The 23,754-nt window shown below is 71.8% G+C and carries 23 protein-coding genes; 12 read left to right on the plus strand and 11 right to left on the minus strand.

Annotation, left to right across the window (positions count from 1 at the left end; all coding sequences use genetic code 11):
* Positions 1-23: 23 nt before the first annotated feature.
* Both hemB and TU31_RS17720 read left to right on the plus strand, forming a co-directional pair.
* Complete coding sequence (gene hemB / locus TU31_RS17715; RefSeq protein WP_042155636.1) at positions 24-1,013, plus strand: porphobilinogen synthase; 990 nt, start codon at positions 24-26, stop codon at positions 1,011-1,013.
* A 150-nt stretch (positions 1,014-1,163) separates the two neighbouring features.
* Positions 1,164-1,346 (plus strand): CsbD family protein, encoded by a 183-nt coding sequence (locus TU31_RS17720; protein WP_042155638.1) that lies wholly within the window; start codon positions 1,164-1,166, stop codon positions 1,344-1,346.
* A 113-nt stretch (positions 1,347-1,459) separates the two neighbouring features.
* On the opposite strand, the gene argS is transcribed toward TU31_RS17720, so the two are convergent.
* Entirely contained in the window at positions 1,460-3,223 is a 1,764-nt protein-coding gene (gene argS / locus TU31_RS17725) for an arginine--tRNA ligase (protein ID WP_042155640.1), read from the minus strand.
* A gap of 160 nt (positions 3,224-3,383) precedes the next feature.
* On the opposite strand from argS, the gene lysS reads away from it, so the two are divergent.
* The gene (lysS, locus tag TU31_RS17730) at positions 3,384-5,108 is read left to right on the plus strand and encodes a lysine--tRNA ligase (RefSeq protein WP_042155643.1); all 1,725 of its coding nucleotides are present in this window, start codon (positions 3,384-3,386) and stop codon (positions 5,106-5,108) included.
* 123 nt (positions 5,109-5,231) lie between these two features.
* Positions 5,232-5,447, plus strand: a complete 216-nt coding sequence (locus TU31_RS17735) for a hypothetical protein (protein ID WP_042155645.1) — start codon at positions 5,232-5,234, stop codon at positions 5,445-5,447.
* A gap of 71 nt (positions 5,448-5,518) precedes the next feature.
* On the opposite strand, the gene TU31_RS17740 is transcribed toward TU31_RS17735, so the two are convergent.
* The 3 genes from TU31_RS17740 to TU31_RS17750 all read right to left on the minus strand — a co-directional run bounded on the left by TU31_RS17740 (position 5,519) and on the right by TU31_RS17750 (position 8,767).
* Positions 5,519-6,751, minus strand: coding sequence for a DUF2637 domain-containing protein (locus TU31_RS17740; protein WP_042155646.1), 1,233 nt, complete (start codon positions 6,749-6,751; stop codon positions 5,519-5,521).
* A gap of 200 nt (positions 6,752-6,951) precedes the next feature.
* A complete protein-coding gene (locus TU31_RS17745) occupies positions 6,952-7,662 on the minus strand; it encodes a DUF3558 family protein (protein WP_042155648.1) in 711 nt (236 codons plus the stop codon).
* Between the two features lie 211 nt (positions 7,663-7,873).
* Positions 7,874-8,767, minus strand: coding sequence for a hypothetical protein (locus TU31_RS17750; RefSeq protein ID WP_042155650.1), 894 nt, complete (start codon positions 8,765-8,767; stop codon positions 7,874-7,876).
* Positions 8,768-8,929: 162 nt separating this feature from the next.
* On the opposite strand from TU31_RS17750, the gene TU31_RS17755 reads away from it, so the two are divergent.
* Both TU31_RS17755 and TU31_RS17760 read left to right on the plus strand, forming a co-directional pair.
* Complete coding sequence (locus tag TU31_RS17755; RefSeq protein ID WP_042155652.1) at positions 8,930-10,123, plus strand: RtcB family protein; 1,194 nt, start codon at positions 8,930-8,932, stop codon at positions 10,121-10,123.
* 283 nt (positions 10,124-10,406) lie between these two features.
* Positions 10,407-11,048, plus strand: coding sequence for an RDD family protein (locus TU31_RS17760; RefSeq protein WP_042155655.1), 642 nt, complete (start codon positions 10,407-10,409; stop codon positions 11,046-11,048).
* 27 nt (positions 11,049-11,075) lie between these two features.
* On the opposite strand, the gene TU31_RS17765 is transcribed toward TU31_RS17760, so the two are convergent.
* The 4 genes from TU31_RS17765 to TU31_RS17780 all read right to left on the minus strand — a co-directional run bounded on the left by TU31_RS17765 (position 11,076) and on the right by TU31_RS17780 (position 14,818).
* Positions 11,076-12,740, minus strand: coding sequence for an alpha/beta hydrolase (locus tag TU31_RS17765; protein WP_042155657.1), 1,665 nt, complete (start codon positions 12,738-12,740; stop codon positions 11,076-11,078).
* Between the two features lie 267 nt (positions 12,741-13,007).
* Positions 13,008-13,280 (minus strand): hypothetical protein, encoded by a 273-nt coding sequence (locus tag TU31_RS38675; RefSeq protein ID WP_158894527.1) that lies wholly within the window; start codon positions 13,278-13,280, stop codon positions 13,008-13,010.
* 366 nt (positions 13,281-13,646) lie between these two features.
* Complete coding sequence (locus tag TU31_RS17775; RefSeq protein WP_042155660.1) at positions 13,647-14,405, minus strand: SDR family oxidoreductase; 759 nt, start codon at positions 14,403-14,405, stop codon at positions 13,647-13,649.
* A 77-nt stretch (positions 14,406-14,482) separates the two neighbouring features.
* Entirely contained in the window at positions 14,483-14,818 is a 336-nt protein-coding gene (locus tag TU31_RS17780) for a YnfA family protein (protein ID WP_042155662.1), read from the minus strand.
* Positions 14,819-14,909: 91 nt separating this feature from the next.
* On the opposite strand from TU31_RS17780, the gene TU31_RS17785 reads away from it, so the two are divergent.
* Entirely contained in the window at positions 14,910-15,650 is a 741-nt protein-coding gene (locus tag TU31_RS17785) for an AAA family ATPase (RefSeq protein ID WP_042155664.1), read from the plus strand.
* Here the strand turns inward: TU31_RS17785 and TU31_RS17790 are convergent.
* Complete coding sequence (locus tag TU31_RS17790; RefSeq protein WP_042155666.1) at positions 15,607-17,217, minus strand: FAD-dependent monooxygenase; 1,611 nt, start codon at positions 17,215-17,217, stop codon at positions 15,607-15,609. The two genes, TU31_RS17785 and TU31_RS17790, sit on opposite strands and share 44 nt — an antisense overlap.
* Before the next feature lie 108 nt (positions 17,218-17,325).
* On the opposite strand from TU31_RS17790, the gene TU31_RS17795 reads away from it, so the two are divergent.
* A complete protein-coding gene (locus TU31_RS17795; RefSeq protein WP_078885839.1) occupies positions 17,326-18,006 on the plus strand; it encodes a TetR/AcrR family transcriptional regulator in 681 nt (226 codons plus the stop codon).
* Between the two features lie 473 nt (positions 18,007-18,479).
* On the opposite strand, the gene TU31_RS17800 is transcribed toward TU31_RS17795, so the two are convergent.
* Positions 18,480-19,283, minus strand: coding sequence for a helix-turn-helix domain-containing protein (locus tag TU31_RS17800; RefSeq protein ID WP_042155667.1), 804 nt, complete (start codon positions 19,281-19,283; stop codon positions 18,480-18,482).
* A 92-nt stretch (positions 19,284-19,375) separates the two neighbouring features.
* Between TU31_RS17800 and TU31_RS17805 the strand changes: the two genes are divergently transcribed.
* From TU31_RS17805 to TU31_RS17815, 3 genes are all read left to right on the plus strand, one after another.
* A complete protein-coding gene (locus tag TU31_RS17805) occupies positions 19,376-20,062 on the plus strand; it encodes a TIGR03086 family metal-binding protein (protein WP_078885840.1) in 687 nt (228 codons plus the stop codon).
* Positions 20,063-20,174: 112 nt separating this feature from the next.
* The gene (locus TU31_RS17810) at positions 20,175-20,690 is read left to right on the plus strand and encodes a cupin domain-containing protein (RefSeq protein WP_042155669.1); all 516 of its coding nucleotides are present in this window, start codon (positions 20,175-20,177) and stop codon (positions 20,688-20,690) included.
* Positions 20,687-21,484: an SDR family NAD(P)-dependent oxidoreductase gene (locus TU31_RS17815; RefSeq protein ID WP_042155671.1), complete on the plus strand. Its 798-nt coding sequence runs from the start codon at positions 20,687-20,689 to the stop codon at positions 21,482-21,484. Before TU31_RS17810 ends, TU31_RS17815 begins: the two co-directional genes overlap by 4 nt.
* 33 nt (positions 21,485-21,517) lie before the next feature.
* Here the strand turns inward: TU31_RS17815 and TU31_RS17820 are convergent, their stop codons facing one another.
* Positions 21,518-22,114, minus strand: a complete 597-nt coding sequence (locus tag TU31_RS17820) for a hypothetical protein (protein WP_078885841.1) — start codon at positions 22,112-22,114, stop codon at positions 21,518-21,520.
* Positions 22,115-22,439: 325 nt separating this feature from the next.
* On the opposite strand from TU31_RS17820, the gene hemL reads away from it, so the two are divergent.
* On the plus strand, positions 22,440-23,747 hold the full coding sequence (hemL, locus tag TU31_RS17825) for a glutamate-1-semialdehyde 2,1-aminomutase (RefSeq protein ID WP_042156582.1): 1,308 nt from the start codon (positions 22,440-22,442) through the stop codon (positions 23,745-23,747).
* Positions 23,748-23,754 lie beyond the last annotated feature (7 nt).

The raw sequence follows: 23,754 nt of genomic DNA on the forward strand, positions 1-23,754 counted from the left end.
ACGGCGGGCGTAGCGTGTTCGGTATGACGAAGTACGGAAGCTTCCCAGGAGCGCGGCCGCGGCGCCTGCGCACCACCCCCGCCATGCGGCGGATGGTCGCGGAGCACCGGCTGCATCCGGCGGACCTGATCCTCCCGGCGTTCGTCCGGGAGGGGATCAGCGAGCCGGTGCCGATCTCCGCCATGCCGGGCGTCGTCCAGCACACCCGCGACACGCTGCGCAAGGCCGCCGTTGAGGCGGTCGAGGCCGGGGTCGCCGGGATCATGCTGTTCGGGGTGCCCGAGGACGCCAAGAAGGACGCGGCGGGCACGGCGGGCACCGACCCGGACGGCATCCTCCAGGTCGCCATCCGCGATGTGCGGGCCGAGGTCGGCGACGACCTCGTGATCATGTCGGACCTGTGCCTGGACGAGTACACCGACCACGGGCACTGCGGTGTCATGGACGCCGACGGCCGGGTCGACAACGACGCGACGCTGGAGCGCTACGCCGAGATGGCGCAGGTCCAGGCCGATGCGGGCGTCCATGTCGTGGGCCCCAGCGGCATGATGGACGGCCAGATCGGCGTCATCCGGGACGCTCTGGACCAGACCGGCCACGAGGACGTCTCGATCCTCGCCTACACCGTGAAGTACTCCTCCGCCTTCTACGGCCCCTTCCGCGAGGCCGTCGGCTCGTCCCTCCAGGGCGACCGCAAGACCTACCAGCAGGACCCGGCCAACCTCCGTGAGTCGCTGCGCGAGCTGGCGCTCGACCTGGAGGAGGGCGCCGACATGGTGATGGTCAAGCCGGCGCTGCCGTACCTGGACGTGCTGGCGAAGATCGCGGACGCGGTGGAGGTGCCGGTCGCCGCGTACCAGATCTCCGGTGAGTACGCGATGGTCGAGGCGGCCGCCGAGAAGGGCTGGATCGACCGGGACAAGGCGATCATGGAGACGCTGACCGGCATCAAGCGGGCCGGCGCGAACATGATCCTCACGTACTGGGCGACGGAGGCCGCGCGGGGGCTGTGAGGCACCCGGCGGCCGTCCGTCGCAGCTGCTCCCGTCCCCGGGGTCCGGGGGCGGGAGCTTTGCTGTGTGAAGGTGACGTTTTGTCCGCCTGGTTCCGGGCACGCACCGGTTGTCAGGGAAGACCGCGACCGGACCGAGGAGCGAGTCACCATGACCGCGAAGCGCAAGATGCAGGCGAAGGGCGCCCAGGTCATCGGCGCCATGAAGGAAGTCGTCGGCAAGGCGACGCACAACCGCAAGCTGGAGGCCGAGGGCAAGGCGGAGAAGACCGCCGGTCAGGGCCTCGATGTGAGCGAGAAGACCAAGGACGAGGTGCGTAAGCGCTGGCCGTGAGGGCCACCCGGTGTCGCTGTCCCTCCCCTGGAGACCGGTACGGCCCCGTACCTCACCTGTGAGGTACGGGGCCGTGGTGGGAAGCGCTGGGCGGCCAGACCGGCGCGCTCCGGTCAGAGGCGCTCGGGCGTCCGGATGCCGAGCAGGGCCATGCCCTGGTGGAGCGTGCGGGCGGTCAGCTCGCACAGGAACAGCCGGTTGGCGATCTGGTCCGCGCCGCCCTCGGCCTTCAGGACCGGGCACTGGTCGTAGAAGGTCGTGAAGAGCGAGGCGAGGCCGTAGAGGTACGCGGCGAGCTTGTGCGGCTCGTACGACGCGGCGGCCTCGGCGACGGTCTCGCCGAACTGGTCGAGGTGCAGGCCCAGCGCCCGCTCCGCCGGGGCCAGCGGCAGCTCCGGGTGCGCCTGCGGGCCCACGTCACCGGCCTTGCGGAAGATCGACCGGATACGGGCGTAGGCGTACTGGAGGTACACCGAGGTGTCGCCGTTCAGCGAGACCATCTGGTCCAGGTCGAACTTGTAGTCGCGGCTCGGCGACGTCGACAGGTCCGCGTACTTCACCGCGCCGATGCCGACCTGCGCACCGTTCTCGGTGATCTCCCGCTCGGTCAGGCCGATCGGCTCGCCCTTCTCCCGCACCACCGCGGTCGCCCGCTCGGCCGCCTCGTCGAGCAGGTCCTCCAGGCGTACGGTCTCGCCCGCACGGGTCTTGAACGGCTTGCCGTCCGCACCGAGGACCGTGCCGTAGCCCATGTTGTGCGCGGTGATGTCGTCGCTCAGCCAGCCCGCCCGGCGGGCCGTCTCGAAGACCATCCGGAAGTGCAGCGACTGGCGGACGTCCACGACGTACAGGAGCGTCGTCGCCTTCAGGTCGAAGACGCGGTTGCGGATCGCGGAGAGATCGGAGGCCGCGTAGCCGAAGCCGCCGTCCGCCTTCTGCACGATCAGCGGCACCGGCTGGTCGTCCTTGCCGCGGATCTCGTCGAAGAAGACCACCAGTGCGCCCTCGGAGCGGACGGCGACGCCCGACTCCTCCAGCAGCCGCGCGGTCTCGGTCATCATGTCGTTGTACGCGGACTCGCCGACGATCTCGTCGTCGCGGACCTCCATGTCCAGCTTCTCGAAGACCGAGTAGAAGTAGACCTTCGACTCGTCCACGAACCGCTGCCACAGGTCGAGGGTCTCCGCGTCGCCGGACTGGAGCGCCACGACCCGCTTCCGGGCCCGCTCCTTGAACTGCTCGTCGGCGTCGAAGACGGCGCGCGAGGCCTTGTAGACGCGGTTGAGGTTGCTCATCGCCTGCTCGCCGTCGACGTCGGCCGCCGGGGCCAGCTCGCCGGGGTTCTCGATCAGGTACTGGATGAGCATGCCGAACTGGGTGCCCCAGTCGCCGATGTGGTGCCGGCCGATCGTCCGCTCACCGGTGAAGTCCAGCATGTGGCGCAGGGCGTCGCCGATGACCGCCGAGCGCAGGTGCCCGACGTGCATCTCCTTGGCGACATTCGGCTGGGCGTAGTCGATGACCGTGACGCCGGGGTTCTCCTTCAGCGGCACGCCGAGCCGGTCGTCGTCGGCGCGCGCGGCCAGCGTCTGGGTGATCGCCCGGTCGGTGACCGTGATGTTGAGGAAGCCGGGGCCGGAGACCTCGACCTCCTTGAAGAGGGCGTTCTCGCCGATCTCCGCGACGACCTTGGTCGCCAGCTCCCGCGGATTGCCCTTGAGCTTCTTCGCCAGCGCCAGCATGCCGTTGGCCTGGAAATCCGCCCGGTCACTTCGGCGCAGCAGCGGGTCGGCGGAGCCGGCCTCCGGCAGGGCTGCCGAGAGGGCGTCCGCGACGCGCTGGTGGACCGAAGCTGCGAGGGAGGTGACCGAGGCCATGGAAAGAGCCGTTCCGTCGGAGTGGAAAGGGTTTGCCAATGAGTATCCCACGGCACTACCACTGATTTTCCGTCTGGGAGAATGGGCACCGTCAGGCATTTGTGCGTCGCACGCGCAAGACGGCGCAATCAGGAAGCACCAGGAAGAGGAAGGGCCGATCGTGGCTCAGCAGAGCACCGAGACCGACTGGGTCTCCAGGTTCGCGGACGAGGTCATTGCCGAGGCGGAGCGCCGCGCCCCCGGCAAACCGATCGTCTGTGCCTCGGGCCTGAGCCCGTCCGGCCCGATCCACCTGGGCAACCTCCGCGAGGTCATGACCCCGCACCTGGTCGCCGACGAGATCCGCCGCCGTGGCCACGAGGTCCGCCACCTCATCTCCTGGGACGACTACGACCGCTACCGCAAGGTCCCGGCCGGTATCGCGGGCATCGACGAGTCCTGGGCCGAGCACATCGGCAAGCCGCTGACCTCGGTTCCGGCCCCGGCCGGCTCGGCGTACCCGAACTGGGCCGAGCACTTCAAGGCCGCGATGAGCGAGGCGCTGGCCGAGATGGGCGTCGAGTACGACGGCATCAGCCAGACCGAGCAGTACACCTCGGGTGTCTACCGCGAGCAGATCCTGCACGCGATGAAGCACCGCGCGGACATCGACGCGATCCTCGCCCAGTACCGCACGAAGAAGGCCCCGGCGAAGAAGTCGCAGAAGCCGGTCGACGAGGCCGAGCTGGAGGCCGCCGAGGGCTCCGGCGCGGCCGGCGAGGACGACGGCAGCGGCGGCTCGGCGGGCTACTTCCCGTACAAGCCGTACTGCGGGCAGTGCGCGAAGGACCTCACCACGGTCACCTCGTACGACGACGAGACCACCGAGCTCGCCTACACCTGCACCGAGTGCGGCTTCGGCGAGACGGTCCGGCTGAGCGAGTTCAACCGCGGCAAGCTGGTCTGGAAGGTCGACTGGCCGATGCGGTGGGCCTACGAGGGCGTGATCTTCGAGCCGTCCGGTGTCGACCACTCCTCGCCCGGCTCGTCCTTCGTCGTCGGCGGCCAGATCGTCCGCAAGATCTTCGGCGGCGACCAGCCCATCGGCCCCATGTACGCCTTCGTCGGCATCAGCGGCATGGCCAAGATGTCCTCGTCGCGCGGCGGGGTGCCGACCCCGGGCGATGCGCTGAAGATCATGGAGGCGCCGCTGCTGCGCTGGCTGTACGCGCGCCGTAAGCCCAACCAGTCCTTCAAGATCGCCTTCGACCAGGAGATCCAGCGGCTCTACGACGAGTGGGACAAGCTGGAGGCCAAGGTCGCGGACGGCACGGTGCTGCCGGCCGACGCCGCCGCGTACTCCCGCGCGGCCCGCACCGCCGCCGGTGAGCTGCCCCGTACGCCGCGCCCGCTGCCGTACCGCACCCTCGCCTCGGTCGCGGACATCACCGCCGGCCATGACGAGCAGACGCTCCGGATCCTGAGCGAACTGGACCCGGCCAACCCCGTCACCTCCCTGGACGAGACCCGGCCGCGGCTCGACAAGGCGGAGTACTGGATCGCCACCCAGGTCCCGGCCGAGCAGCGCACCATCGTCCGCAGCGAGCCCGACGCGGAGCTGCTCGGCACCCTCGACGAGCAGTCCCGCGGCTCGCTGCGGCTGCTGCTCGACGGCCTCGACGAGCACTGGTCGCTGGACGGACTGACCACGCTCGTCTACGGAGTGCCGAAGGTCCAGGCGGGTCTGGAGCCGGACGCCAAGCCGACCCCGGAGCTGAAGACCGCCCAGCGCGCGTTCTTCGCCCTGCTCTACAACCTGCTGGTCGGCCGGGACACCGGGCCGCGGCTGCCCACCCTGCTGCTGGCCGTCGGCGCCGACCGGGTGCGCAAGCTGCTCGGCGGATGACGGCCCTCGGAGCGCCGCTGCCGTGGAGTCGTAGACACCACGGCGCGCTCTCCGACTGAGGGAGGAGACGGGTTCGGCCCCGGGGACGAGGATTCCCGGGGCCGAACGCTGCACGCTGGAGCCATGAGAGGGTTAATCGGCTTCATCGTCATGATCCAGGGCGCGATGGGATTCATCGGCCAGGTCTTCTTCGACGGCGCCTGGGGGCTGCTGCCCCACTGGTTCACCTTGCCGTCCCCCGCCTACGTCGGCCTCTTCGCGGCCGGTGCGGCGCTGGCCGTATGGGGCGACACGGCCAGGAAGCGCAAGCAGCAGCAGGAGCGCTCGGGGGCGGCATAGGGGCGGCACGGGGACAGCCCCTACGGGATGCGTTCCGTCCCTACCGGATGGGTTCCGTCTCGGAGTGCGCGTTACGCGATGTGTTCGTCCAGCAGCTCCGCGTTGAGGCGGTCGCTGAACTGGTCCATGTAGCGGTGCAGGTCCCGTGCCCGGAGGCGAATCCCGTACTGCGCTTGCAGGTTCGCCGCGAACGCGCCCTGTGTCGGCATGCCTTCGCCCTCTATCGAATGCCGGAACACCTGGTACAGGTCCTCGTCGGTCGGGGCCGCGGCCGGTGCCGGGGCAGGCTGCGGGTCCGCCTCGGGAGTGCCCTTGCCGAGCGGACGCGTGCCACCCGCACCGGTCGGCACCGGGACCTGCGGCTCGGGCTCCGGCCCGTGTGGCGCCGGTACCGGGGCCTGCTCGTGCGCCGGCACCTGCTGGTGATCGTCGTACGAGAGCTGATGCTCCTGCTCCGGGACGTACGCCGGGTCGTAGTCACCCTGATACGTCACCTGCTGCGGCGCCGCGAACCACTGGTTCGGCAGCTCCTCGGCCGCTTCCTGGGCCTTCGGCTCCTCGGCCTTCGGCTCCAGAGCGGGCGTCACGGACTGCTGTGGCGCCGGCAGCAACTGCGGTTCGATGCCGGCCGCGGCAAGCCCCGCGGGAGCGGTCTCGGCCAGCGGTACCCCGTACCGGGCGAGCCGCAGCGGCATCAGGGACTCCACGGGAGCCTTACGGCGCCAGCCCCGCCCGAAGCGCGACCGCAGGCGGGCCTGGTACACGAGCCGTTCCTGCTCCAGTTTGATCACCGCGTCGTAGGACCGCAGCTCCCACAGCTTCATCCGCCGCCACAACAGGAACGTCGGGACCGGCGACAGCAGCCAGCGGGTGAGGCGCACACCTTCCATGTGCTTGTCCGCCGTGATGTCGGCGATCCGCCCGACGGCGTGCCGGGCGGCCTCGACGGTGACGACGAACAGCACCGGGATGACGGCATGCATGCCCATGCCCAAGGGGTCGGACGCCACGGCGGCATTGAACGCCACCGTCGCCACCGTCAGCAGCCACGCTGCCTGGCGCAACAGCGGGAAGGGCATGCGGATCCAGGTCAGCAGCAGATCCAGGGCGAGCAGGACACAGATGCCCGCGTCGATGCCGATGGGGAAGAAGTAGGCGAAGTCGCCGAAGCCCTTCTTGACGGCCAGTTCCCGCACGGCCGCGTAGGAGCCGGCGAAGCCGATGCCGGCGATGACCACCGCGCCGGTGACGACAACCCCGATGAGTATCCGGTGTGTGCGTGTCAGCTTCAGCGGCGCGGCCACCCGAGAACCCCTCTTAGTCGGTCTGTTGCGAGCGACAGCCTGGCACATGTGTACGGGCGGGCGTGGGCCGGTACGGAGGGGGCGGGGTCACGATTGGGGCGCCGGCCGGCGGCGGGCCGGGGCGCTTCACCTCCAGGGTGCGGCTGTGGACGCACCCGTGCCCCCGGCCGGGGCCGGGGGCACGGGCGGTGTCGCTTCGGTCAGCCGTTGGCCTTGGTGGCGGCGGTGACCGCTTCCTTCGCGGCGGCCTGGGCCTTCTTCAGCAGGTCGGCACCCTTGGGGGTGTCCGCGCCCGCCAGGCCGGCACCGTTGTAGTTGAGCGTGACGACGATGTTGGAGGTGCGGGCTATGACCGTGGTGTTCTTGAAGTCGTTGCCCTCCTTCTTCACGTCGTAGGTGATCGCGGTCGCCTCGTCGCCGGTGCCGGACGTCTTCACGGACGTCAGCTTCTTGGCGTCCTTGGTGTCCTTCGCGTCGATGACCTGCTTGGTGTAGAAGTCCGTGGCGCGCTTCTCGCCGGAGCCGATGCCCAGGTCGGAGTCGTAGCGCTGGAAGCCGACGTCCAGCCAGCGGAACTGGGTGCCGTCGACGCCGTTCTCGTCGGAGCTGCTCCAGGAGCAGGTGCCGTGCGCGGCGTTGTCCGTGGAGTTGCCGCGCTCCCCGGAGGCGTCCTTCACCTTGGGCAGCATCTTCTTGACGGTGTCCTTGGAGAACGCCTCGCACGGGTTCGGCAGCTTCTTGAACTTCGCCGGCGCGACGGTCGGCGAGGGCTTGGCCGCACCGCTGGACTTGGCGGAGGCGGAGGCGTCACCGGAGCTGTCGCTGTCCGAGCCGGAGCAGCCGGCGACGAGCAGCACCGGTACTGCTGCGCAGGTGAGAAGGCTGGCAAGTCGCTTGGCTGAACGGTGCATGGTTCCTTCGCTGTTCGTCGTCATCCGGCCGGCATGGCGCGCGACCGTGGCGGTGGCCCGCCTTTCCTCGCGTACGGGCAGGGCGTGTCCGCCCTAGGGGCACGGTACGCGGCGCGGCGAGGTGGGTGACCGATTCCTGTCGATGAGCGCAACGCCCAAAACGGGCGCAGCTCCCCGTACTTGCTGATTCGGGCAATGCGCTCGATCCGGACTATTCGCTGAGGCTCTCCGACAGCTCGCCGGCCAGCGAACGGGCCTTGTCCTGCAGTTCCTGGCTCTCCGGCAACATCGTCTTGTCCGTCGACCACTGGTCGTAGGTGAGCGTCACGATGACGTTCGACGTGCGGAAGACCACAGTGACGTCGCGGTGCACACCCGAGTCCGCTGTGACCAATTTGTCATTGAGGAAGGCCGCATCCCCGAGGTCGTCCAGGACGCGCGGGGCGGTGGAGTCGCTCAGGTCCGCGCTGGGGTCCGCGGCGGGGGTGGACGCCCCCGAGGGGCTCCCGGAGGGCGCCTGCTCCTTCTTGTCCGTCGAGCTGTTCGTGGTGGTTCCCGTGCCCTCCCCCTTGCCCTCTCCCTTGCCCTCGCTCTTGGTGGCGGACGGGCTCGGGTCGGCGGGGGAGGGGGAGCCGTTGCCGCCGGACGGGATCTTGGCGGCCAGCGCCTTGCTGTCGTAGACACCCTGCGCCTTGTCGTCATCGCTGACGGCGGCGTCGTACGACACCACGCGCTGGATGTCGAGGCTCAGATGGCGGGTGCCCGCGGTGGTCTCGCGGGTCCAGCGGCAGCCCACGCGGCGGTCGGTGTCGTAGGTGATGTCGGGCTGGCCGTCGTAGATCTTCTTGGCCTCGTCGCGCGACAGGTGCTGGCCGCCGCCGGGCAGCATGCCGCGGAGGCTGCTGCGCGCGGGCAGCCCGCAGGCCTCGGGGAGGGTCTGATAGCGGCCCGGTTCGGCGGCCTGGCTCGACGTGGAGGTGCCGCCGCTCTTGGCGTCACCCTCTTCGCCGTCGGAGCCGGAGCCGCCGGTGCAGGCGGTGAGGCCGGCGGCCAGGGCCGCGGCCACCACCAGTGCGGCACCGGGTACGAACGGCTTGCGTGGCATCGTTCGCGGCTCCTTTCCCTGCGAAATGCGGTTGCCGCCGGTCAGCGGCCGATGGACACAATGTCTACCGCACGTCTTGCCGCGCACGCCGGTTCGCCGTCCATGATCGGATAACTTGTCCGGCTTTTGCGTTTTTCATAAATTCGGGGGAATGAGGGAGTTATGTCGTACGTCGAGGTACCGGGTGCCCAGGTACCGATACGGATGTGGACGGACCCGGCCACGGTCGAGGGCGTCGCGATGCAGCAGCTGCGCAATGTCGCCACCCTGCCGTGGATCAAGGGCCTGGCCGTGATGCCGGATGTCCACTACGGGAAGGGCGCCACGGTCGGCTCGGTGATCGCCATGCGCGGCGCGGTCTGCCCGGCGGCGGTCGGCGTCGACATCGGCTGCGGAATGAGCGCGGTACGGACCTCGCTCACCGCCGATGACCTGCCCGGCGACCTCTCCCGGCTGCGCTCGAAGATCGAGCAGGCGATTCCGGTGGGCCGGGGCATGCATGACGACCCGGTCGACCCGGGGCGGCTCCATGGCTTCCCGACGGCCCGGTGGGACGACTTCTGGGCGCGGTTCGACGGGGTCGCCGAAGCGGTCAAGTTCCGGCAGGAGCGGGCCACGAAGCAGATGGGGTCGCTCGGCTCCGGCAACCACTTCATCGAGTTCTGCCTCGACGACGACGGTGTGGTGTGGCTGATGCTGCACTCCGGCTCCCGGAACATCGGCAAGGAGCTCGCCGAGTTCCACATGGGCCAGGCGCAGAAGCTGCCGCACAACCAGGGCCTGGTCGACCGTGACCTCGCCGTCTTCATCGCGGACACCCCGCCGATGGCGGCGTACCGCAACGACCTGTTCTGGGCGCAGGAGTACGCGCGGCACAACCGGGACGTGATGATGGCGCTCTTCCAGGACGTGGTCCGCAAGGAGTTCAAGAAGGCGAAGGTGACCTTCGACGACGTGATCTCCTGCCACCACAACTATGTGGCGGAGGAGCGCTACGACGGCATGGACCTGCTGGTGACCCGTAAGGGTGCGATCCGGGCGGGCAGCGGCGAGTACGGGATCATCCCCGGCTCGATGGGCACCGGCTCCTACATCGTCAAGGGCCTGGGCAACCCCGCGTCCTTCAACTCCGCCTCCCACGGCGCCGGCCGCAAGATGAGCCGGAACGCCGCGAAGAAGCGGTTCTCCACCCGGGATCTGGAGGAGCAGACGCGGGGCGTGGAGTGCCGTAAGGACTCCGGAGTGGTCGACGAGATCCCGGGCGCCTACAAGCCGATCGAGAGGGTCATCGACCAGCAGCGCGACCTGGTCGAGGTCGTCGCCAAGCTCAAGCAGGTCATCTGCGTGAAGGGGTGAGCGCGGCACCCCATGTGATCGAGCGCCCCGGGTCGTATGTGGTCCGGGGCGCTCGGTTTCTGACCGTGGATCACAGCCCGGAGCGACCGCCGCCGGCCGGCCCGCCCCCTTGCGGCAGCTGTGGTGACCACCGCTCCCGGCCTTGATTGGACAGAGCCGAGCCGGAACCAGAAGGATCGTCGGGCAGCAGTGCCGCAGGCATCGTCGGGGGCGGGCCGGTGAAGCCTGTTTTACCTCCGAGTCACGCCGCGTCGTCCCCTCACACCTCGGAGGAAATCCACAGATGAGCTTCGGCGACCCGAACAACCCCTACGGCCAGCAGCCGCCGCCTGCCCCGTATGGAGCTCCGCAGCAGCCGGCCCCGTACGGATACCCGCAACAGGCCGCGCCGGGCTATGGCTACCCGCAGCAGCCCGTGCCCGGCCATGGCCTCCCGCAGCAGCCCGGCATGCCCGTCGGGCCCGGGGCGTACGCGAGCTGGGGCAGCCGTTTCGGTGCTTTCCTGATCGACTTCCTGGTCGCCGGTCTGGTGCCGGCCCTTGCGTTCATCGTCGCGATCTTCCTCGAGCAGTCATTGCAGGGCTGCCTGGGCGACTCCGCCTGCCAGGCCGAGAGGGAGAAGGTAAGAGTCCCGATCATCATCGCCCTGCTGGTGATCGCCGTCCTGTGGGCCGTCATCGCCAACATCGTCATCCTCGTCAAGGAGGGCAAGGGCGCGTCACCGGGCAAGAAGGCCATGAAGATCCGGCTCATACGCGAGGAGAACGGTCAGCCGCTCGGCTTCGGCAGGGCCCTGCTGCGCCGGATCTGCCACGGGCTGGACAGCGCCCCGTGCAGCATCGGCTACCTGTGGCCGGCGTGGGACGCGAAGGGCCAGACCTTCGCGGACAAGGTCATGCGCACGGTGGTCGTCAGCACCGAGTGAGCCAGGCGCCCTGGCCGGCCCTCTGCGTCAAGGGGTGACCCCGCCCGCGGAGCGGCCGCCGGCCCGGGAGACGAGGCCGGCCATCGCTCCGCCGCCGGTGGCGACGCCGCCGCGGGGCACGGGGGTGGCGAAGGGCGGTGTGTCCTGTCGGCACGCCGCGCCGGGGGGCGGGAGTGTGCCCTCGATGAGGTAGCGGCTCTCATAGGCGTGGACGCAGGTGCTGGGGTTGGTCAGTTCGGTGTGGCCGTAGCCGTGGTGGGTGAGCAGGCGGGCACGGTCCAGTTCTTCGGCCAGCGCCTGGGCGCCCGAGTAGGGGGTGGCGGGGTCGTAGGTGGTGCCGATCACCAGGACGGGGTGCGCCGTCGGCTTGTTCCATGGGCCGCGGTAGGCGTCGGCCGCGACCGCCGGCCAGGTGGCACACGGCTCCCCCGCCCAGGCCCAGAAGCGCCCGGCGTCGCCCGCGCGCCGAGCGGAGGCCTCCGCCAGGGCGTGATAGACCCCCGGGTCACGCGGATTGGGGCTGTCGCCGCAGAACACCGCGGCGGCCTGTTCCTCGCCGGTGTACGGATTCGGGTTCGGGACCGGTGGTGCGGGTGGCGGCGGGGTCGGGTCCGGGGCGCGGCCCCGCCAGAGGGTCTGGAGGCGGGCGGCGAGGTAGGCCCATCCGGGGTCGACGTTGTAGAGGCTGTTCACCACGTCACCGACCGTACGGCCATAGGTCCACGCGCCCACGGGATGCTCCCGGAGCCGCCGCATCAGCCGGTCGAACTTGTCCCGGGTCGCCTTCGGGCCGCCGGCGGAGAAGGCGCAGCGGGCCGTGGTGGTGGCGCCGCAGTGGCTGAGGAACTGGTCCAGGGTCGCGGCCGCGCCGAGGTCCGAGCCCATCCGCAGGAACGTCGGGAGCCGGGGGGCCTCGTGGGAGGCGTGGTTCGTCCAGGCCTGCGGGTCGATGGTGCTGTCGAGGACCATGGCGCGGACCTTGCCGGGGAAGAGGTTGGCGTAGGTGGCGCCCAGGAACGTGCCGTAGGAGACCCCGAGGTAGCTGAGCTGCGGTGCGCCCACCGCCTGGCGGAGCCCGTCGAGGTCGCGCGCGGTGTCGGCCGTCGACACATGGCGCAGGAGCTCGGGATCGCGCTGCTGACAGCGCCGGCCCAGCTCCCGGTACGCGGCGATCCAGGCCGCCCGCTGCGCCGCGCCCACCGGGAAGCCGGCCGGTCTGCTCGCATTCCACGCGCGGGCCTCCGCGGGGCCGCCGAAGCAGTTCACCGCGGTGCTGCTGCCGATTCCGCGGGGATCCCAGCTGACGATGTCGAACCGCTCCCGCACCTCGCGCGGGAAGAACGGGTAGGTCTGCGGCATCTGGACGGTGCCGGGCCCGCCGGGTCCGCCGGGGTTGAAGAACAGGGTGCCGAGGCGCCGCCGGGGGTCGGTCGCCTTCCGCTTGATGACGGCCAGTTCGATGGTGCGGCCGCCGGGGTCGCGGTAGTCCAGGGGCACCTTCGCGGTCGCGCAGTCGAACTGGCCGCCCTGGACGCAGGGGTGCCACGCCAGCCGCGGAACAGTCCCCGAAGGCGACGGCGGACCGCCGGCCGCGGCGAGGCCCGGCCCGGTCAGGACAGTTGAGCAGGTCACGGCCGCGGTGACGACCGCGGCGTACCACCTACGGCCCGCCAGGGCCCCGGCTATGTGCATGCCTCGTCCTTCCACGGCTGAGCGCCCGATGCCTCCCCTGCGCGGGAGTCGGCACGCTTCCGTGTTCACCACACCGTGGTCCGGCACGGTGCGCGAGCCCACCGCGGCCGAATGGCCGAGGTCGGAGCGAGCCGGCCGGGATCTGGCTGTGGGTGATCGCGGCGGTGGTCCAGGACCTGGTGGCGCCGGCGGTCGCGCAGCTCGCGGGCCGTATCCCGCTCAGCGGCTCCTCTTACGAGTGGGCCTCGCCACCGGCCAACCCCGAGGTCAGCTGGGGGTTCGGGTGGCTGACCTTCTGGCCGGAGGCTGAGCCCGGCGCGGGGGTGCCGTGCGCGTTGCCCGTTGGCGTAGCCAGGGCCAGGGCCAGGGCCAGGGCCAGGGCCGGGACCGGGCGAGGCCGGTGAGCACGGCGACGGTGGTGGTGACGGTGTGGGCCACCAGCAGGGCGTAGTGGAGCTCGCTGCCGAGCGGGGCCCGGCTGGTGTGCAGGTCGGGCGGGACGTAGGCGGTCAGCGCCCGCGCGGTGACGAGGACGGTCACGACGGTGAGCGTGAGCAGTTAGGCGGCGGTCCGGGGGCGGTCCGGGGGCGGTCGCGAAGGCGTCGTCGGGCGGCGGAGGGGCGTCTGGTGGCCGGGCGGGCGCCGGTGTCCGCGGTGGCCGGGCGCGCGCCGCTGCCCGTGGTGGTGGGGCGGGTGCCGGTGGCCGTAGTGGTGGGCCGGTACCCGTCGGTGGTTGCTCGGGCGGGGGGCTCCGTGTCCGGCCGCGGTCATGGGTCCACTGTCGCGAGCGGGACGCCCTCGGACACGGGGCCCGGACACCCGGTGAAGGGTGTACCCAGGCCCCCGCATTTCGGGTTTCGGGTTTCGGGGTGATCGTACGGCGGGTGGCGATGCCCGCCGGGTGGCTCAACCGGTGCGGTGGACCTTGGAGTTGGAGGCCTGGGCGCGGGGGCGGACCACCAGGAGGTCGACATTGACATGGGAGGGGCGGGTGATCGCCCAGGTGATGGTGTCGGCGACATCCTCCGCGCTGAGCGGCTGGTCGACACCCGCGTAGACCTTGGCGGCCTTTTCGGTGTCGCCACGGAAGCGGGTGGTGGCGAACTCGTCGGTCTTGACCATGCCCGGAGCCACCTCGATGACGCGGACGGGCTCGCCGCACAGCTCCAGACGGAGGGTCTCGGCGATGACATGCGCACCGTGCTTGGCGGCGACATAACCGCCACCGCCCTCGTACGTGCCATGGCCCGCGGTGGAGGAGAGCACGACGACGGTGCCGTCGCCGGAGGCGGTGAGCGCAGGCAGCAGCGCCTGGGTCATATGGAGCACGCCCAGCACATTGACCTCGTACATGGTCCGCCAGTCGGCGGGGTCACCGGTGGCGACCGGCTCCGCGCCGAGGGCACCGCCGGCGTTGTTGACCAGCACATCGACGGACGGGTAGCGGTCCAGGACGGTCGCGAAGGCGTCGACGGCGGCGCGGTCGGTGACATCGAGGGCGTAGGCCTCGGCGTTCGGCAGCTCGGCGGCGAGCGCCTCGATGCGGTCCTTGCGGCGGGCGGTGAGCACCACGTGGTAGCCGGCCGCGGCCAGCGCTCGCGCGGTGGCGGCGCCGATGCCGCTGCTCGCTCCGGTGACGACGGCGGTACGGGCCTCGGCGGTCATGCGCTCTCCTCGGGCGATGGGGCCCCTGCTCCTCATGAGCCGGGGGAGACGGTCCGCGGCCAGGATATGCAGGCCGGTCAACGGCCCCTGGGGGCGTACATGATCACTGCCATGCCGGCCAGACAGACCAGCGCGCCGATCACGTCCCAGCGGTCGGGGCGATAGCTGTCGGCGACCATGCCCCAGGCCAGCGATCCGGCGACGAAGACACCGCCGTACGCGGCGAGGATCCGGCCGAATTCGGCGTCCGGCTGGAGCGTGGCGACAAAGCCGTACACCCCGAGCGCGAGCACTCCGGCGCCGATCCAGGCCCAGCCCCTGTGCTCTCGGACGCCCTGCCAGACCAGCCAGGCGCCGCCGATCTCGAAGAGGGCAGCGACGACGAAGAGGACGGCGGAGCGGGCGATGAGCATGGGGGAAGCGTACGGAGGCGAAGCCCGGCTCCGGCGGGGGCGGGGTGGCGGGGCGCGGGGGTTGTCAGTGGGGTGTGGCAGCTTCGGAGGCATGCTGATCGAACGGGCTTACGTGGACGTGCCGGAGGGGACGGGGACGGTGGAGGACGGCTGGCCCTGGACGGTGCCGTGTGTGCGCCAGCTGGCCGAGGACGGGCTGGCCTTCGGCGCCCCGGTGACCTTTCTGGTGGGGGAGAACGGTTCGGGCAAGTCGACCCTGGCCGAGGCGCTGGCGGAGGGCTTCGGGCTGGATTCCTACGGGGGTTCGGCCGGATACAAGTACGCCAGCTCGCGGGAGGCGTCGCTGCTCGGCGGGCTGATGCGGTTCGACCCGACGCGTGAGGGGCGGGGGATGGTGCGCGGGCCGCGGGTCCGCCGACGGGGGTTCTTCCTCCGGGCCGAGACCGCGATGGAGGCGCTGAACCGGGAGCGGAGCGCGCTGAAGCTGTCGCGGTCCCCGGACGACATGAGCCATGGGGAGGGCTTTCTGATGGCCTTCCGGGAACGGTTCGCGCAGCGCGGCCTCTATGTGATGGACGAGCCGGAGGCGGCCCTGTCCTTCTCCTCCTGTCTTGAACTGGTGGGGCTGATGGACGAGTTGGGGAGGGGCGGGGCGCAGATCATCTGCGCCACCCACTCCCCGCTGCTGACGGCGCTGCCCGGCGCCGAGATCGTCGAGGTCGGTGAGCACGGGATGCGGCGAGTGGAGTGGGCGGAGCTGGGGCTGGTCGACCACTGGCGGCGCTACCTCAGCGACCCGCGGGCGTATCTGCGGCATGTGCTGGAGGGGTGAGGTCGGCGGCTATGGACGCGCCGTCCTCGGTGCCGGTCCAGTGGGCGACGGCGCCCCGTAGCGCCGCGGCGCGTGCGGCGGGGGCGGTGGCGTCGGTGGCCCAGGCGATATAGCCGTCGGGGCGTACGAGCAGGGCCGTGCGGCGCTCGCTCCGCCACGAGGCGGTCACCACGCGGGCATCGGCGGGGCGAGAGGAGCCCCCGCCGCTCGCCGTGGCCTGGGGGACGCCGGGCTCGCCGGCGGGGGTGATGAGGACGAACCGGCCCTGGCGGAGGAGCTCATAGAGGCGGCTGCCGCCCGCCAGCCGGAAATCGGGGGCGCGGTGGCCTGCGAGGGGGTGGGCGCCGGGCCCGGCCGGATAGGCGATACCGAGGCCGGAGATGGTGCGCACCGCCCGGCGGGCCAGCGGCCGCACATGATTGACGAGCTGGGCGGCGAGGGCACGGACGGCATGCCCGGGGGCGGTGGGCATCAGGGCGATCCGGATGAGGGTGCCACTGCTGCGCAGCGCCTGCTTGCCCACCGGGTGGCGCTCGGTCTGATAGCTGTCCAGCAGGCCGTCGGGGGCCCGGCCCCGCAGCACCGCGGCCAGCTTCCAGCTGAGGTTGGCGGCGTCCTGGAGGCCGGTGTTCATGCCCAGGGCGCCGGCGGGGGAGTGCACATGCGCGGCGTCGCCGGCGAGGAAGACACGGCCGACGCGGTACGAGGGGACCTGGCGCTCGTCGCTGTGGAAGCGGGAGATCCAGCGGGCGTCATGCATGCCGTAATCACTGCCGAGGGCGAGCCGGGTCAGCTCGCGGACCTCGTCGAGATCGGCGGGCGCGTCGTCGGCGGCCTGGCGGTGGCGGTTCCAGCCGATGACGCGGTACCACCCGCCGCCGAACGAGGCGATCAGCGCGAACGCGTCGCCGGTGGCATTGAAGGTGAGGGGTGAATCGGGCTCCTGGGCCAGCCGGACATCGGCGAGCACCAGCGAGCGGATCACCGACTTGCCGGGGAAGGGCAGGCCGACGGCCTCCCGGATGGTGCTGCGAACGCCGTCGGTGCCGACCACATACGCGGCGCGCACGGAGCCGAGGCCCTCGGCGGTCCGGAAGCGCACCGTCACACCCTCGGCGTCCTGGTCGAGACCGAGCACCTCGGAGTCATGGCGGAAGGTGACACCGGCCCGGCGGGCCCGGCGCTCCAGGACCCGCTCGACCTCGAACTGGGGCGTGACCAGCACGAAGGGGAAACGGGAGCGGAGCTGGGTCGGGTCGATGGTGGCCCGGCCGAAGAGGCGGAGGCCGGTGAGCGGATGGCCGCCGGCGACCAGCTCATCGGCGAGGCCGCGGGCGTCGAGCTGCTCCAGGGAACGGGCGTGCACGACGAGGGCGCGGGTGAGGTTGCTGATCTCGGCGGGGCGGCGCTCCAGGAGCGTGACCCCCAGCCCCGCCTCGGCGAGGTCTCCGGCGAGCAGCAGGCCGGTCGGCCCGGCGCCCACGACGATGACGTCCGTGTCGTGCGCCCCGCGGGGGCCGGCCCCCGCGCCGTCGCTTTGGTCGGTCCTGCGGTTCATGGCGTGCATGGCTTCCGCCTCCCGTGGCTGTGCCAACGCATGTTGGTCAACGCTTGTTGGCAAGCGTAGGGCTCCCGGGCCTGGCGTGTCAACAGGTGTTGGCCTACTGTTGTTGGCATGGCCGAACACGCCCCCTCCATGGACGCCGTACCGGGTGCCGCCCCCACCACGGCGCCCGTTGCGCTGCCCGACGCCCCCGCGGACGCGGCCGACGGCCTCGCACCGGACGCGGTCGACGCCGCCCGCCCCCGCCGCTCCGACGCCACCCGGGCCGCGATCCTCGCCGCCGCCAGGGACCGCTTCGCCGCGGACGGCTACGAGCGCGCCACCATCCGCGCCATCGCCAGGGACGCGGCGATCGACCCGTCGATGGTGATGCGCTACTACGGCAACAAGGCCGGCCTCTTCGCGGCCGCCTCCGAGATCGAGGTGCACGCCCCGGACCTCACCCACTACCCGCGCGACGAGGCCGGCGCCCGGCTCGTGCGCCATTTCGTGGAGCGCTGGGAGTGCGACGAGACGCTGACGGCGATGATGCGGGTCGGCGTCACCAACGAGGCGGGCGCCGAGCGGATGCGAGGCGTGTTCGCCGAGCAGATCAAGCCGGTCCTCGCCGCGGTCTGCCCGGTGCCCGGGGAGGCGCCGACCCGCGCCGCGCTGATCGCCTCCCAGATACTCGGCATGGCGCTGTGCCGCTATGTGCTGCACATTCCGCCGGCCGTGGACCTCAGCCGCGACGAGCTCATCGCCTGGCTGGCCCCCACCGTCCAGCGCTATCTGACGGCCGAACACCCCTGAGTACCGCCCCCACCTCCCACCCCCCACCCCGCCCCCTCCCCCGAAGGGGGAGGAGGGGGGAGGGGGCGGGGAAGCGCGCCCGCGCCCGAAGGGGGAGGGAGGGGCAGGAGAGCGCCCGCGCCTGGTAGGGGAGGGGGGCGGGGAAGCGCCTTGCGCCCGAAGGGGCAGGAGGGGGACGCGCGCCCGCGCCCGAAGAGGGAGAAAGAGGCGGACGAGCCGCCCGCACCCCGATGAGCCAGGAGGGGAATGCGCGCGCGCCCGAAGAGAGGAAGGCGCGGACGAGCCGCCCGCACCCGATGAGCCAGGAGGGGAAAGCGCGCCCGCGCCCGAAGAGAGGAAGGCGCGGACGAGCCGCCCGCGCCCGATGAGGCGGGAGGGGAAAGCACGCCCGAAGGGGCAGGAGGAGCGGAACCGCTCCCCCTCCCGAGGAGGTGGCCGGACAGCGCCCCCGCCCCCCGCCCGCCGGCGCTCGCTCACCCCACGTACGCGGTCGGCGGGACCCCGACGGTGGCGGTGACATCGCGGACCAGATGCGCCTGGTCGCTGTAGCCCAGTTCGGCGGCGAGCGCGGCCCAGTCCACCGCCGCCCCGGAGGCGGCGCGCTCCAGGGCCTCGTGCACCCGGTAGCGCAGCAGCACCCACTTGGGGCTGACCCCGACATACCCGGCGAACAGCCGCTGAAGGGCCCGTACGGACAGGCCCTCGGCCCGTGCGAAGTCCGCGACCCGGCGGATCGTACGGTCCGTGCGGATCCGGTCGGCCAGCCCCATGGCGAGCTCGGCCTGGGCGAGAACCCGCGGCCCGGCCCGCAGCAGCGGGGTCAGAAAGGTGTCGAGCGCGGCGACCCGGGCGTCCTCGTCGGCCGGCTCCAGTACGGCGGCCGCGGCATCGGTGGGCCCGAAGGCGGCGGCCAGCGGCAGTCGGCGGTCCGTCCAGTCCGTGGCCGGCCGCTCCGGGGTGAACGGCCGGAACCCGCCGGGCCGGAACTGCACCCCGCACACCCGCCCGCGCCCCGCCAGCTTCTGCGCGAACAGCTCCAGTCCGACGCCCGCGACCTCGCCGAACCCGGGGCGGTCGGCGTACCGCTGGAAGACCAGGTTCACGCACGGATGCGGGACGACATGCGTGGCGTACGGCTCGGACAGGTCCCAGTCGATCAGCCAGTAGTGCTCGACGTACGGGCGCAGCGGTGCGGCGGGGGTGCGGCGGCGGAAGCGCACCCGCGTGAAGAGCCCGGGGGCGTCCACGATGCCCCGGGTGTCGCGCCGTGGAGCCATGCCTCGGATCCTAGGACGGACCGCGGCGATCGTGAGCCGGCCTGTCGCGTTTTTTCAATCCCCCGTCGGCGGCGCCCCGTAGCGTCCTCGGTATGAGCGACACACACGACATTCCGGATGAAAAGCACCACGACGCGGCGGCACACACGGCCCGTCCGGCCGACGCGCCCCACCCGGCCCACGCGACCGGCCCGGCCGACCCGCCCCCACCCATCAGCGCCCTCCTCGACGCCGCGGCCGGGGCTGCGCTCCCGGTACTCCGCGCGGTACGCGAGGACCAGATGGAGTGGCCCACGCCCTGCTCCGAGTACGACATACGCGCGCTGCTCAACCACCTCTTCCAGGTGGTCGTCGCCTTTCAGACACTGGCCGCCAAGAAGGACGTGGACTTCAGCCGTACCCCTGACCGGCTCGGTGAGTACGGGGCGCAGTGGCCCGACCGGTTCGCGGAGGAGACGGTGCGGCTGGTCGAGGCATGGGCGGCGCCGGGCGCGGAGGACGGGCTGACCGGCGGGATGCAGCTGCCCGCCCGGACCGTCGGCGCCATGGTGTTGCTGGATCTGACCGTGCACGCCTGGGACCTGGCACGGGCGATCGGCCGGCCGTACGCGCCGGCCGCGGGCTGTGTGACCGAGCTGCGGGCGCTGGCCGCCCGGATGGCCCCGACGGCCCGCACCATGAACGTCTTCGCCGCACCGGTCCCCGTCCCGCCCGGCGCCTCCGACCTGGACGTGCTGCTCGCGGAGACGGGCCGCGACCCGCACTGGACGGCGGGCTGACGGGGCGACGGCCGGGGGCGCCGGACATGGCCCGATTGCGCCTGCGCACCGCGGACTTCGTGCCTAGGGTGGAGCGACCGGCAGTCGCGGACGAGGCGGAGGCAGCCCGCAGATGGATGAGCACCGCACCTCCCGTGACCCCCTTCCCCAGGCGCTGATCGACTTCTACGGGCTGACGCCGCTGCCCCGTGAGGGCGGGCGCTACCGGCCCATGTGGGCGGGCCCCGAGCGCCCCGACGGACGGCCCGAGGGGACCGCGATCGTGATGCTGCTGACCGCCGAGCCGGGCGACTTCTCCGCCCTGCACCGGCTGCCGTCCGACGAGATCTGGCACTTCTACCGGGGCGACCCGCTCACTCTGTTCCTCCTCCAGGAGGACCGCGGCGGGGGCACGGCCCGTACGGTCGCCCTCGGACCGGACGTCCTGGGCGGGCAGCACGTCCAGTTCACGGTGCCCGCCGGTACGTGGATGGCCGCCGAGGTCGCCGACGGCGGCTCCTGGACGCTCTTCGGCTGCACGATGGCGCCCGGTTTCACCTTCGAGGACTACGAGCACGGGGACGCCGCCGCACTGGCCGCGCGCTTCCCCGGGGAGGCGGCGCGGATCACCGCGCTGAGCCGGCCATGAACGCCACCCCGCCCGCGGCCACCCGCCACCCCGCCCTCCCCGACCTCCGGGGCCAGGTCGCCCTCGTCACCGGCGCCGCCGGCGTCCTCGGCCGCGGGATCGCACTGCGGTTCGCCGCCGCCGGAGCCGCCGTCGTGGCGCACTACCGTACGGGCGCCGACGCGGCGCAGGAGCTGGTCGCGGAGATCGAGGCGGACGGCGGGAGCGCGCTGGCGCTGTGCGCCGATCTGGCCGTCGAGGAGGAGTGCCACCGACTGGTGAGGGAGGCGGCCGGCTGGCGCGGCCGGCTCACCGCGCTGGTGAACAACGCGGGGGTGCAGCCGACCCAGGAGCTGGCGGCGATGTCGCTCGCCGACTGGCGGGCGGTGACCGACCCGAATGTGCACAGCGTCTTCGCCTGCACTCAGGCCGCGGCGGCCGTGATGCGGGCGGCCGGCGGCGGCTCGGTGACCCATATCGCCTCGATCGAGGCGGACCGCCCGGCGCCGCGGCACGCCCACTACTGCGCGTCGAAGGCGGCGGTGGTGATGCACGCCCGCGCGGCGGCGCTCGAATACGGGCCGGACGGCATCCGCGTCAACAGCGTCTCGCCGGGCCTGATCGGCCGGCCCGGCCTGGCCGAGGACTGGCCGGAGGGGGTGCGCCGCTGGCAAGCGGCGGCCCCCGCCGGGCGGTTGGGCACCCCGCAGGACGTGGGCGACGCCTGTGTCTTCCTCGCCTCGCCGATGGCGTCCTGGATCACCGGTCACGACCTGGTCGTGGACGGCGGTGTCTCGGCCCGCCCGACGTGGTGACCGCCGGGGCCCATCGCCGCCCGCGCTGAACCGTTACGGCCAGACCAGGCAGTACGCCTGGTGCCCCGCCTCGTGCAGCCGGTGGCTGAAGTCCTGCCACTCGTGCAGGAGCTGGTAGACGGTGAAGGCGTCCCGCGGGCCGCCCCGGTCGGGGACGGTGGACCAGATGAAGGCGGCCGCGCCGACCGACTCCTCACCGACCCCGCGCAGCGGGTCGACCACGGTCATCGGCAGCTTGACGACGGCGTAGTCGGGGTGCAGCACGACGAGTTCGAGCGGCGGAACCTTATGGAGCGGTATGCCCTCTATACCGGTGAGGACCATGGCGGCCATGGTCTCCGGCTTGATCTTGCTGAACATGCCGCCCATGCCGAGCTCGTCACCGCCGAGCTCCTCGGGGCGCATGGAGACCGGGACCCGGGCCGCGGTGGCACCGTTGGGCGCACCGAAGTACCTGTACGTCACCCCCATGCGGCCGCCTCTGATTTCCCCGCCCGTGGTCCTGTCGCCGGTGGTCTCCTCGCGCGTGGTCCTGTCGCCCGTGGATTCCTCGCGCCGGTGACGGCCGCGCTGGGCGCGGTCGGGACCCCGGTCATTGGTTCCCTCGCCCACTTCGCCACCGCGATGCATATCTCCACCCGACCACTCGCAGCCCCAGCCGCGCAACCCGATCATCGTCTCAGAGACCTCCCCCGTCACCGGCGTGTGAAACGCCCGGCCGCACGCCCCCGTGCGCCTCTGAGACCATTGCTTGCGTGACTTACTCGTACGTCTCCACAGTTTCGCAGACGAGTGGGGGCTGACGCCCGGTCGGAAGCGAGAGGAATCAAAAAAGGATCGAGAGTGAACCGAGCGGCGCCTGAAGGCGTACCGCGAGGGGATTCCCGCACCGTTGTCAGCCGGGCCGGGCCCACGAGCCACCGCCCTCCCTCCGTTTATGCAGGTCAGGATCGCCGTGTCTTTTCCGTATGAAGCCCCTGTTTCGCAGTCGCTGTTCGACCGGGCGTCCGTCGTGACGCCGGGCGGCGTCAACTCCCCGGTGCGGGCTTTCCGCGCTGTGGGCGGTACGCCCCGTTTCATGGTGTCCGGTGCCGGTCCGTACCTCACTGACGCCGACGGCCGTGAGTATGTCGACCTCGTGTGCTCGTGGGGACCGATGATTCTCGGCCACTCGCACCCCGAGGTGATCGCCGCCGTCCAGGAGGCCGTCGCCCGCGGTACGTCCTTCGGTACGCCCGGCGCGGGCGAGGTCGAGCTGGCCGAGGAGATCGTGGCCCGGATCGAGCCGGTCGAGCAGGTACGGCTGGTCTCCAGCGGCACCGAGGCGACGATGTCGGCGATCCGGCTGGCCCGCGGGTTCACCGGCCGCCCCAAGGTGATCAAGTTCGCGGGCTGCTACCACGGCCACGTGGACGCGCTGCTGGCCGCGGCCGGGTCGGGCGTGGCGACCTTCGGGCTGCCCGACACGCCGGGGGTCACGGGCGCGCAGGCCGGTGACACGATCGTGCTGCCGTACAACGACCTGGAGGCGGTGCGGGCCGCGTTCGCCGCGCACCCGGGAGAGATCGCCTGTGTGATCACGGAGGCGTCGCCGGGCAACATGGGCGTGGTGCCGCCGCTGCCGGGCTTCAACCAGGGCCTGAAGGATCTGTGCGCCGCCGACGGCGCGCTCTACATCTCCGACGAGGTGATGACCGGCTTCCGCGTCAGCAAGGCCGGTTGGTACGGGATCGACGGTGTCCGTCCGGATCTGATGACCTTCGGGAAGGTCATGGGCGGCGGCTTCCCGGCGGCGGCCTTCGGCGGCCGTGCGGACGTCATGGCGCATCTCGCCCCGGCCGGCCCGGTCTACCAGGCGGGCACCCTGTCCGGGAACCCGGTCGCCACCGCCGCCGGTGTCGCGCAGCTGCGGCTGCTGGACGACGCCGCGTACGAGAAGGTCGACGCGGTCTCGGCGGAGGTGCGGGGCCTGGTCACCGCGGCGCTGGCGAAGGAGGGCGTGGCGCACCGGGTCCAGGCCGCGGGGAACATGTTCACGGTCTTCTTCACGGACGCCGAGGTGACCGACTACGACGGGGCCAAGGCGCAGGAGGCGTTCCGCTTCACCGCCTTCTTCCACTCGATGCTGGCGCAGGGCGTCTACCTCCCGCCGTCCGCCTTCGAGTCGTGGTTCGTCTCGACCGCGCACGACACGGCGGCCGTCGAGCGGATCGCCGCCGCCCTGCCGGCCGCCGCGCGCGCCGCGGCCGGGGCGACGGCCTGACGGCTCC

It is taken from the genome of Streptomyces lydicamycinicus (genome assembly GCF_000829715.2).
In the GTDB taxonomy this organism is placed as follows: domain Bacteria; phylum Actinomycetota; class Actinomycetes; order Streptomycetales; family Streptomycetaceae; genus Streptomyces; species Streptomyces lydicamycinicus.